Source organism: Ammoniphilus sp. CFH 90114, assembly GCF_004123195.1.
Taxonomy (GTDB): Bacteria; Bacillota; Bacilli; order Aneurinibacillales; family RAOX-1; genus YIM-78166.
The window spans coordinates 316,285-326,076 of the sequence record NZ_SDLI01000004.1 but is presented as its reverse complement, the minus strand read 5'-3'; the positions used below and the strand labels follow the sequence as shown (position 1 = coordinate 326,076).

General features: G+C 41.3%; 11 protein-coding genes. 6 read left to right on the top strand and 5 right to left on the bottom strand.

What is annotated here, in order from left to right; all coding sequences use genetic code 11:
* The first annotated feature begins 468 nt into the window (after positions 1-468).
* Positions 469-1,461 carry an HRDC domain-containing protein gene (locus EIZ39_RS11835; RefSeq protein WP_129200173.1) on the top strand — a complete coding sequence of 331 codons (993 nt, stop codon included), beginning with the start codon at positions 469-471 and terminating at the stop codon, positions 1,459-1,461.
* A 32-nt stretch (positions 1,462-1,493) separates the two neighbouring features.
* On the opposite strand, the gene EIZ39_RS11830 is transcribed toward EIZ39_RS11835, so the two are convergent.
* Positions 1,494-2,549 carry a hypothetical protein gene (locus EIZ39_RS11830; RefSeq protein ID WP_129200172.1) on the bottom strand — a complete coding sequence of 352 codons (1,056 nt, stop codon included), beginning with the start codon at positions 2,547-2,549 and terminating at the stop codon, positions 1,494-1,496.
* Between the two features lie 13 nt (positions 2,550-2,562).
* Entirely contained in the window at positions 2,563-3,036 is a 474-nt protein-coding gene (locus tag EIZ39_RS11825; protein WP_129200171.1) for a DUF6932 family protein, read from the bottom strand.
* 190 nt (positions 3,037-3,226) lie between these two features.
* Here EIZ39_RS11825 and EIZ39_RS11820 point away from each other — a divergent pair, with 190 nt between their 5' ends.
* The gene (locus EIZ39_RS11820; RefSeq protein WP_129200170.1) at positions 3,227-3,472 is read left to right on the top strand and encodes a hypothetical protein; all 246 of its coding nucleotides are present in this window, start codon (positions 3,227-3,229) and stop codon (positions 3,470-3,472) included.
* 151 nt (positions 3,473-3,623) lie between these two features.
* Positions 3,624-4,433: a YitT family protein gene (locus EIZ39_RS11815; RefSeq protein WP_129200169.1), complete on the top strand. Its 810-nt coding sequence runs from the start codon at positions 3,624-3,626 to the stop codon at positions 4,431-4,433.
* Between the two features lie 18 nt (positions 4,434-4,451).
* Here EIZ39_RS11815 and EIZ39_RS11810 read toward each other — a convergent pair whose 3' ends face one another.
* A complete protein-coding gene (locus EIZ39_RS11810) occupies positions 4,452-4,640 on the bottom strand; it encodes a hypothetical protein (protein ID WP_129200168.1) in 189 nt (62 codons plus the stop codon).
* A gap of 177 nt (positions 4,641-4,817) precedes the next feature.
* Here EIZ39_RS11810 and EIZ39_RS11805 point away from each other — a divergent pair, with 177 nt between their 5' ends.
* Both EIZ39_RS11805 and EIZ39_RS11800 read left to right on the top strand, forming a co-directional pair.
* A complete protein-coding gene (locus tag EIZ39_RS11805) occupies positions 4,818-5,771 on the top strand; it encodes a PDDEXK family nuclease (RefSeq protein ID WP_129200167.1) in 954 nt (317 codons plus the stop codon).
* A 64-nt stretch (positions 5,772-5,835) separates the two neighbouring features.
* Complete coding sequence (locus EIZ39_RS11800) at positions 5,836-6,612, top strand: N-acetylglucosaminidase (RefSeq protein ID WP_129200166.1); 777 nt, start codon at positions 5,836-5,838, stop codon at positions 6,610-6,612.
* A 42-nt stretch (positions 6,613-6,654) separates the two neighbouring features.
* Here EIZ39_RS11800 and EIZ39_RS11795 read toward each other — a convergent pair whose 3' ends face one another.
* Positions 6,655-6,753 carry a MetS family NSS transporter small subunit gene (locus EIZ39_RS11795; protein ID WP_129200165.1) on the bottom strand — a complete coding sequence of 33 codons (99 nt, stop codon included), beginning with the start codon at positions 6,751-6,753 and terminating at the stop codon, positions 6,655-6,657.
* Positions 6,753-8,249 carry a sodium-dependent transporter gene (locus tag EIZ39_RS11790; RefSeq protein WP_129200164.1) on the bottom strand — a complete coding sequence of 499 codons (1,497 nt, stop codon included), beginning with the start codon at positions 8,247-8,249 and terminating at the stop codon, positions 6,753-6,755. Before EIZ39_RS11790 ends, EIZ39_RS11795 begins: the two co-directional genes overlap by 1 nt.
* Before the next feature lie 295 nt (positions 8,250-8,544).
* Between EIZ39_RS11790 and EIZ39_RS11785 the strand changes: the two genes are divergently transcribed.
* The gene (locus EIZ39_RS11785; RefSeq protein ID WP_129200163.1) at positions 8,545-9,786 is read left to right on the top strand and encodes a M16 family metallopeptidase; all 1,242 of its coding nucleotides are present in this window, start codon (positions 8,545-8,547) and stop codon (positions 9,784-9,786) included.
* Positions 9,787-9,792 lie beyond the last annotated feature (6 nt).

Genomic DNA, 9,792 nt, shown 5'->3' with positions numbered 1-9,792 from the left:
CTATCTTATGGATTAGGAGTAAAAAGGCTGGAATAACAGGAGCAAACTCCGTTATTATATAATGAAAACGCATTCATTGCATCTAAAAGATGAATAACGGAAAATTTTCCGTTTATTTCGCGCTAAAATTACCAAAACATCGAAATAACGGAATTTTTTACTGTTATTGATTCTATGACTGATAGCTAGTCCACCTCTAGTAGACATCTGCTATGAGAAGTCTTCTAATATACCCTAGAGGGGGTATCGAACTAGCGGTTCAGTTTCCCTCTTGGAAAACTTGACCAGTCTTGGTATAATAAGCTTGTCCTCTTGTTCATCTCCTGAGGCCCACGCAGTCCCTACCCACTCTTTTTCACACGCATACTCCTAATAGGAGGTGATAGTCCTAATTCTAATCCCACGTGAACCATTTGAATTTGTCCCGCAGGAAGTACAATAATTCCATACTAAAGGAGTAGATGATCGATGTTAAGTCATGTTTATTATTTGCTCACCCTTGCTAAACCGACCGGAGAAAAAGGAAAGATTATCATTTTCCAGCGAGGAGAAAATTATGAAGCACATTGGACTTCTCTCTTGGATGGCATGGAAGAAACCATCATCCAATATACCGGTAAAGAGAAGGATAAAGCCTGGCAAACAGCGGAAGCTCTTCAACTAGATAAAGGTAAAGAAGGTTTTACCCCCGATAGTCCTCTGCTTACCCTCTCCCTTTCAGCCATCCCTACACCTTATCAGTTCCTACGCAAGTTAGAATGCTTCTCTCAAAAAAATATGAACCCAGCCTTGTTTCAAGATCTAAGAAAATGGAGAAAGTATGCCTCCTCTAAAGGTCAAATTCCTCCCTATTTCATTGCTACAGATAAGTTGTTATCGATTCTAGCTACATTCATCCCTCATAATGAAGAGGAACTTAGGCAGATTCCTGGTATAGGAATAGCGAAGGTTGAGCAATACGGAAAAGGTATTTTAGAACTTACGCAGAAGCTAGAGCAACCTTATCCCTTTCCGCTGGAGTGGGTGAAGGATGTAGTGAGTGCGGAAGAGCTGTCAATCTGGTTATTTGAAGAAAAAGTAACGCGAGATCAAAAGAGAGAGATAAGAAGGGAGCAAGAACTCGAAGAAAAGAAAAGGCTTCTGCAAGCTATGCAGAGTGGAGAGCAAATAGAAACCATTGTGAAGAAATTGAACATGTCCATGACACAATTAATGAAGAGGATCATTGAATTATCTACAGAAGGTTATGAAGTCATCCCTTATCTGCAACATGAGGTGAATCGCATTAATGAGAAGGAGCAAATACAAGCAGTCGTCTCTACGAAGGGAGCTACAAGGCTTAAACCCATCTTTGAAGAATTATATGGAGATGGCAAGAGTTTGCCGGCTAGGGAAAAAGGGGAGAAGTATAATCAAATTCGACTCATCTGTACTCTCCTACAGTTAAAATCAGCTAGTTAGGGTTTATAAGTCTGGACAACCGGATTCGAGTGCTACCCGGTTGTCCAGGGCTTCATATCTGACAGAAACCAGAGTACTTCATCTTTCCCAGATTTTAAGTTTTCTGCTGTACATTTTATTAACCGAAGTTTAGCCACATCCCCAATTAAGCCTTTATACTTCATTAACAAGTCATATCGGCTTTTACCACTGATGATATGATTAGTCTCAGCTTCCACCATCTCAAACGTATTTCGACGCAAGTTCACCCCGATAAAGGAGCCAATGACTTCTACTTCCTCTGTCTTATCCAATCGAATAGCATCTGCGGATTGAATAATGGTGTTGAGCTCCTCTGGTGCAGCCTTAAACCGCTGAGGGTTGCCATGAGGACGATCCCATTCACAAGCAAAAGTAATTTCTTGTTCGGCCATGTTACTTATCCACTCTCTATATAAACGGAGTGTTCTAGGGCCAAGGGGGGCAACTTGGTCTAATAGTTCCTCTGGGTTATGAGATGACCCGAGGAGATCAAACAATTGACGAAAGGATTGAGCTAATAAAGGATCTTCTGATCCTTCACCAGGGCCTGCTTCAAGTTCCAATCCAAAAGATCCCGGAAATGTATGTTTTATCGTCAGGTCCGATTGCCGTAGGATATGGGCGGGAATATACCCTGTCTGTACGGGACCATGGTCTAAGGCATAGGCGATATGATCGGTCATGGCTTGAAGGTGTTGAAGGACGGAAGACAATACTCGAATGGAGATCGTACCACTGCCAATCCCTTTACCTGAGAGAATCAGTCTGAGCTTTTCTCTATGGACATTACCAACAGGTGTAATCGCACTCGGAAGGGGTACTGGAGTAGGTGATTCAACCTTTTCAGGCAAGGACTCGGCCACAACGAATTCATTCGTGTCACCTGCTTGATGGTTTTCACCTTCCCATTCGCGTTTTTGTTCCTTTAGTTCCAGTAAGCGTTTAACCAGTACCGCGGAAGAGAAAACATATTCGGTGGAATTGGGATTAAGTTGTTTCTTTAATCGATCAAGCTCGTCTTCTGTACTTTTTATCTTTTTATTAATAGCCAACAATTCATCATTCATAAGTTCACCTCATTCAGGTCAAAGCTTCTATGATTTCGCTCCAGGATAGTACAATAATTCCTTTCGGATTGTACACCGAATCAAATCCAAATTGTTCTGTCCAATAGTAGGGACCGAGTACGCTGTTCCATGGATCCCTCGAGTTAGGATAAAGACCGAAGTAGGCTTTACATTTATAGCGATCAGAGAATTGCTGAAGTCCTATGCATTCTTGAATTTGTTCTTCTTTCGTGTCCTCTAAGTCTAAGAAAATACACATTTCTAAGTACTTGGGATCAACCACATTGGTAATAAAGGCACCGTTAAACCAAACTTCTACAGGGGTTACAAGCCTCTTTAATTCGGCCAACCACAAGAAGGATAGCGTATGGATATCTTCCCTTGTATTGGAATCAGGAAATTCATGCACAAATTGTGTAATGAACTCCTGATAGGAGTAATGATGAAGTCCTGGCTGGATTGATCCATCGCTATCGAATGGCTCCATCAAGATGTCTCCTTTCTGCAAATAACCAATAAATCATGCTAGCATCCAGTATTGTTTAGTTTTCCTTCCTAACTTTGTTTCATACGTGTGGATAGGTCCATCGCTTGGGGGCTACTTTGTTCTATTTTTCTAAGAGGTCACATAGCTTTAAGGAAAAACAAATTTCATAGGACTTGAAGGGGGCTAGGAGATGAAGTTGATCAAGGATTATTCCAATGCTTATGATTTAGCTTCTGAAATTGCCGAGGAGTTGGCTGTTCAATTCAATTGCCAAAGACCCGTAGAGTTTGACTATGATCGTTTTGAGAAGCCTGGTGATATTCGGTTTACTTTCGTTCTAGATGGAATGGAAATCGAAACGTATTACTCCAGCTTAGTGGAACGATATAACACCGTAGTGCAGTTTGTTCATTCCTTCAAGCAAGCTACATCCTAAACAATACAAAAATAATGTTTAAGGTTATCAATGCAATAGTTTGCATCGATGACCTTTTTTACTTTTGCTATCTCGCTATTTCAAGGAATGGTGCATGTCATGCTACCTTATGGGTAACATACCTAGGAAACGATGCTACTAGGGTGATATCATGTACAGATTGGTTATTATCTTCTTTTCCTCGATACTGATCGGGTTCGCTTTTAACGCGTTTCTTCTACCCAATAAGATCCTAAGTGGCGGGGTATCGGGTATAGCCATGATGATTGGGCTTGTCACCACCTTTAACACCGGGATGACCATCTTTGCCCTTAATGTTCCTATCTTCATCGTGGGATTCTTAAAGCTGGGCAAAAAGTTTGTGGCACATAGTGTCTTTTCCGTTGCAGTGACGTCTTTGGCAATGCAATACATTCCGCAAAAGCCTTTTATTGATGATCCTTTGCTAGCCTCTATTTTTGGTGGAGTTATCGCCGGAATTGGGATTGGATTAATCTTCCGCTTCCGTGGGTCAACAGGAGGATTTGATATTATTGGATTGCTATTGACCTTGAAGCGGGACATGCCATTAGGCGTCATCATATTTGCGCTGAACGCTGTTGTTATTTTAATTTCAGGATTCGTATTCACCTGGGAGGAGGCTCTTTATACCTTACTCTCCATTTATGCTACTGGTAGAGTGATTGACAGTATTCACACCCGTCATATTAAGTTAACGTTAATGATAATTACTGATCAAGGCGATAGTGTAAAAGGAGCATTATTATCTGAACTGCATCGAGGAATAACGGTTGTTGATGGAGAAGGGGCATTTACGAAAGAAAGACGTAAAATTTTGTTTGTGGTCATATCACGATATGAATTGTCTGAGGTTAAAGCTATTATTAGAAAGAGCGATCCCAATGCATTTGTCAATATCACACAGACAGTAGAGGTTATGGGAGCCTTCCGCAGAGATTAGTGCAGAAAAAAACGACGTCTAATGGAGGACGTCGTTTTCCTTGTTATATAAGATACTTGCTTCAATAATTTGGAGGATATCCTCCGCTTGCAATGATTCTAACCCATGCTTAAGAACGATAGGTAGATCTCGCTCTACTTCGGTTAGTAATCGATACAGTTCAGGCCTTACAGATAAAACGATTTCTGATAGCTTCAGCGTTTCCATCTGACATCAACCTTTCTAATCGTATTTGAGAGTAAATCGATCAGAATGAATGGTGTTGCCTGTCATGCATCAAGCATATTATGAAACTTAATTGTCATTATAACATACATTCTATCCGTTAATCTATTACATTATTTGCCTAAATCCAGCATAACCATTGGTAAGGAGGTGGCGAGGATGTTGAGTCACGCATTACAAATGCACAAGGTGGTATCAAAGTCTTGCCTTACTCTTGAGGACCAGCAACGTTTCTGGAGAAGGCTGCATCACCATATCTTACACCAGGTTGATCTTCGAGAGAATAGAAAAAATGCGGTTTGGATCGATGTAATCTATCGTCCGAATGAAACATGGGAAGTGTATCTTTCGGCTCCCCCTGAACTCACTCCTTATTTATCTAAGTGGTTTAGGAAAGATCGGAAAAGGGTGAATAAGGTTGAAATTGATCTAAGTCCGCTCGATGATCCACAGATCTTAACTGTCCCAAAAGGAGTGTCAATTTGCGAGCTTAAGCTTGCTTTTGATAACTTATTTGCTCTCTCTTCTGATGCTCCCTCGATTTTGCCGGAAGTCTTGCCGTTAAATAATGGAGAATTAGCTAGGATCAGCTTTTGCTTGAGACCTATTCCTGCTGTCATGTGGAATGTCCATAAAACGAGCCTTTTTGAATCCAAAATGCAGGAAGGTATTCGGATGGGAAGAGGTAGGGTGGAAGCAGCTGGCTGGCTTCGAGTGCTGTTGTTTTATTTAGGACAATGGTTAGGTCGGATCTTTTCTGTAAAGAGGCCAAGTATGCCTGATGTGAATTGGTTATCCCAAGGAACATTGCGTAAGCTTAATGATTCTCATTTTGAGACGAATATTCGCATTGTTGCTCCGCAAAGACTTATTCCCAAGTTAGCACGACCGTTTCAGGGGGAGGGAGGAGAGAACCATTTAGTCATTTCATTTATGCCAAGAAAAGAAGAAAAATCAATAGGAAAGGAACTAGAGAGGCAACGCTTAAGTTTACTTACTCGAAGTGATTTAAACCCGAATATTTTGGGCAGTAGGGAAATCTCAAGTTTGCTATCATTCTTTCCTCGTATACAAGAAATAAAACAAGAGAAAGCTAGTCCAAATTTACAGTGATAATTCATCTCCTCTGTGAATATAGAATATTAGATTCCATATTTTCACAGAGGGGAGACCAACCGTGTATCAGAAGAGCCTAACCTCCATGCTTACTTTTATTTTTACAAGTATAATCGCCATCTACAATCCCGTGGTGGCTGCCGGTATTGAAATGTTCGGACAAGCAGGTCTTTTTACTGAGTCTTCCGAAATGCTACAGGAGATTCCTGACGAACCAAGCCATGTAGTACAAGCTCCAGTTGAGGATCTCGTCCAGGAAGCAAGGGAAGAGAAGCAATCTATGGAGAACACGACCGCGTCGATTTTATATCAATCTATGAAGCAGTCAGAGGAGGTTAATCAGGAGTTTATTCAATTAGTGAAAACGACTGATGTGACCCGACTTGATTTACGTAAACCTTCTGGTTTAAGTCAAGAACAAGCCGATGCTCTTATTGAGGGGACAGGCCTGGAAGGTTTAGGTAAGGCATTTGTCGAGACTGAGGAACGATACCAAGTTAATGCGTATTACCTCATAGCTCATGCTGCTTGGGAAAGTGCTTGGGGACGTTCTAGGATTTCAAAGGAGAAAAACAATCTCTTTGGTTTTTCTGCCTACGATCAGAGTCCCTATCAGAGTGCAAGAAAGTTTGCAAGTAAAGAGGAAGGTATTGATGCAGTGGCTCGCTATATTAGTGAACATTACTTGAGTGAAGATGGAAAGTATTATAACGGCGCGCATCTAGAAGGTATGAATATTCGCTACGCTACTGATGAGAACTGGCAGAATGGGATTGGCAAGGTGATAGTCAGCTTGGCGAAGAAAACTCCCCCAGTGGAAGAATTAAAGTTGAGCTAAAAAAGAAGACCGAAAAAGCAGTGCTCTTCCGGTCTTGAAGGATTAGGATTTCTTGAACAGTGCGATAGCTAGAAAGGTGGCCAGTCCACCCCATAATAGTACAGCACTGAATATAAACATCATCATGGCTGATTGTGTCATTATGCCACCTCTTTCTTACTGGTGTGTTGAGGGTTGTGCCACTTCAATTTACTGAATACATAACCCAGGAGGATGGCCGCTAGGGCGCAACCAGCACCTAAGATAAGCAAGGCACTTGTTGGATAACCTTCATACGGGTCTTTAAAAGCTCCGATTACGTTTTGAATGGAGATAAAAAAGAGAACGGCAGGAGTTACATATTTAACCATGATTTCCCACCATGTCCCGATGCGGAAATCGGAAGTCATATTTCCATCTTCGCGAATTTTGCTTAATTGATAGAACCATCCTAATAGAATGAGTTCCACTAGACCAGAGAGTAGAACACCAAAGCTATTAATAAAGTGGTCAATAATATCTAGGAAGTACAGTCCTGCTCCTGTTGCGTAAAGTAAGCTTACGCTAAAGCAAACAGCCGTTACCCATACTACTGCTCTTTGACGGGTTAGGTTAAATTTATCTCGAATGGCAGCAACGATTACTTCTAAAATGGAAACTGAAGACGTTAAACCGGCTAATACAAGGCAACCAAAGAACAAGAAACCAAATAATTCATTGAACGCTGGCAAGGTGTTGATGACTTTCGGGAAGACAACAAAAGCTAGTCCAACACCACCAGCAGCTACTTCGCTGATGTCTACATTACTTTGAACGGCCATAAAGCCTAGTACACTAAAGACGGTAATTCCTGCAAGTAACTCAAATCCCGAGTTCCCAAATGCAGTAATAAAGGCGCTGTTGTTTACGTCACTCTTCTTTGGAAGATAACTAGAATAAGTAATCATGATAGCGTAGGCAATACTTAAGCTAAAGAAAATCTGTCCATAGGCAGCGACCCAAGTTTTATAATTCCAGACCTTCGACCAATCCGGTGTGAAGAAGTGATTCAACCCTAAGGTTGCACCTTCTAAAGATAAGCCGCGGAAAGTAATGATTAAGAATAAGAGGATGAGAAGAGGCATTACAATTTTGCTGATTCTTTCAATTCCGCTCTTAATTCCTTTATACAAAGTAAAGAAAACGATAGCCCAAACGATGACGAGTGGAAGAATGATGTGAGTTTGTAATCCACCAACTTCCCACACACTGTCCGTTAATCCGAGGAAGTTACCGAATAAAAAGTCTTTTGTATCTTCTCCCCAAGCAAGATTTAGACTGAATTTTGTGTAGCTCATTGCCCAAGCGATAATAACAGAGTAGTAGGTAATGATTACGAAGGAAATCATAACTTGCCACCAGCCCAACCATTCCCACTTTTGATTCAAATTTCTGAAACTTAACGGCGCGGAACCACCGCCTCTTTTACCAATACCAAATTCTAAGATGAGAATTGGAATTCCAGCTGTTAGAAGGGCAAAAAGGTAGGGAATTAAAAACGCACCTCCACCATTCTCATAAGCGACATAAGGGAATCTCCATATGTTCCCCAAGCCGATAGCCGAACCGACTGCAGCAAGGATAAAGCCCGCTCGGTTCCCCCATTGTTCATTTTTCATCTGCTGTTTCCTCCTTGATGTTATGATACGTCTTGCTATTCTTTCAGTATGTTAGAATCTTGAAAAAATTAATAACGCATGGATTGAATAGTTGAATCATAACATAATTCAATTTACTAGTAAAGTAATAATTGTCTGAAATATTGACTTTTTGGTGTGTGGTTGCCGAAAAATATATTACACCTAACGTATCTAACTTGTAAAGAGTCTTTTTTCAGTAATTTTTTCTATCATTGAAGTCTCGGTTACTTTCTTTTAATATATATAAGATGCTTCGTTCAGAGAGGAGAAATCAATGAGTTTCCAGACTTATTTTCTATCCAACGGGACCCGTGTTCTCATTAAACCAGTTCCAACAAGTTTTAAGGTGTGTATAGATGTGTTGGTTGGGGTAGGGTCACAGTACGATCCTCCAGCAAAAAAAGGGTTGGCTCACTTTGTAGAGCATATGATGTTCCGGGGAACGAAAAAAAGAGGTTATAAACAAATTTCTATAGATACGTTAAAGATAGGTGGTTATCTTAATGCTTTTACTGAACGGGATACAACCACTTATACCTTAGATGTCCCTTATCGTCAGATGGAAGCTGCGCTAGACATCCTGCTTGACTTATATCTAGACCCCCAGTTTCCTGTGGAGGATCTTGAAAAAGAGAGATCCATTATAATCGAGGAAATTGATATGTACAATGATATACCTGGAGAGTTCTTAATGGACCGTTTCATGGAAACTCTCTACGAAGACCACCCGTTTGGAGATCCTATTCTTGGGACGAAAAAGAGTGTTCAGGGGATTACGCGAGACGATATACAATCCTTTTATAATCAATGGTACTTTGATTCAACATTAACGGTATCGGTTTCCGGCCGAGTGGAAGCGAGTGAGATCCTTCCAATCCTTGAGGAAAAATTAGGAGGAATGAAGTTGACCGATGCTCCGCGTGAGCAGAGAGCAGCAGTAAAGAGACAAAAGAAAGTCGTACGTTTCCACCGAGATGTCGATCAAGGGCAAATGATCATGGGGGTGCCGGCACCGGGGCTAGAAGATCCGGATCGCATAGCGATTCAAGTGATGAATGCCATCCTCGGCGGTAACGAGATTTCTAGGCTGTATCAGAGAATACGTGAAGACAATGGCTTAGCTTATGCTGTGGATACTACTCATGAAGCTTGGTTAGGGGAAGGATGCTTCCTTGTTAGTGTAGGATTAGACCCTCGCAAGATGAACGAAGTTGAAGGTATTATTCGTGAGGAATGGCAGAGAATGGTGGAAGAACGTGTAACCGAAGAAGAGCTGATTGTCGCTCGTAATGGGCTTGAAGGTTCCAGAATTATGGAATTAGAAGGAGCAGGAGCCTATAATGCTTATATGGGAGCAATGGCAGTAAGAGGGTTGAGTGTCGACCCTGAGCAGGAGCTACAGGAAGTTCAAGAGGTTACAGCTGAGGATGTTCAGCGTGTAGCCAAGAGAATATTGGATATAGATCATTACATCTTAGCGGCTCTTCTGCCGCGCAAAAAGTCCTCTAGGAGGTAGAGGGTA

Bases quoted from the DNA above. Each gene is read 5' to 3' on its own strand.
- EIZ39_RS11835 (WP_129200173.1), top strand. From the start codon at position 469: ATGTTAAGTCATGTTTATTATTTGCTCACCCTTGCTAAACCGACCGGA.
- EIZ39_RS11830 (WP_129200172.1), bottom strand. From the start codon at position 2,549: ATGAATGATGAATTGTTGGCTATTAATAAAAAGATAAAAAGTACAGAA.
- EIZ39_RS11825 (WP_129200171.1), bottom strand. From the start codon at position 3,036: ATGGAGCCATTCGATAGCGATGGATCAATCCAGCCAGGACTTCATCAT.
- EIZ39_RS11820 (WP_129200170.1), top strand. From the start codon at position 3,227: ATGAAGTTGATCAAGGATTATTCCAATGCTTATGATTTAGCTTCTGAA.
- EIZ39_RS11815 (WP_129200169.1), top strand. From the start codon at position 3,624: ATGTACAGATTGGTTATTATCTTCTTTTCCTCGATACTGATCGGGTTC.
- EIZ39_RS11810 (WP_129200168.1), bottom strand. From the start codon at position 4,640: ATGGAAACGCTGAAGCTATCAGAAATCGTTTTATCTGTAAGGCCTGAA.
- EIZ39_RS11805 (WP_129200167.1), top strand. From the start codon at position 4,818: ATGTTGAGTCACGCATTACAAATGCACAAGGTGGTATCAAAGTCTTGC.
- EIZ39_RS11795 (WP_129200165.1), bottom strand. From the start codon at position 6,753: ATGACACAATCAGCCATGATGATGTTTATATTCAGTGCTGTACTATTA.
- EIZ39_RS11790 (WP_129200164.1), bottom strand. From the start codon at position 8,249: ATGAAAAATGAACAATGGGGGAACCGAGCGGGCTTTATCCTTGCTGCA.
- EIZ39_RS11785 (WP_129200163.1), top strand. From the start codon at position 8,545: ATGAGTTTCCAGACTTATTTTCTATCCAACGGGACCCGTGTTCTCATT.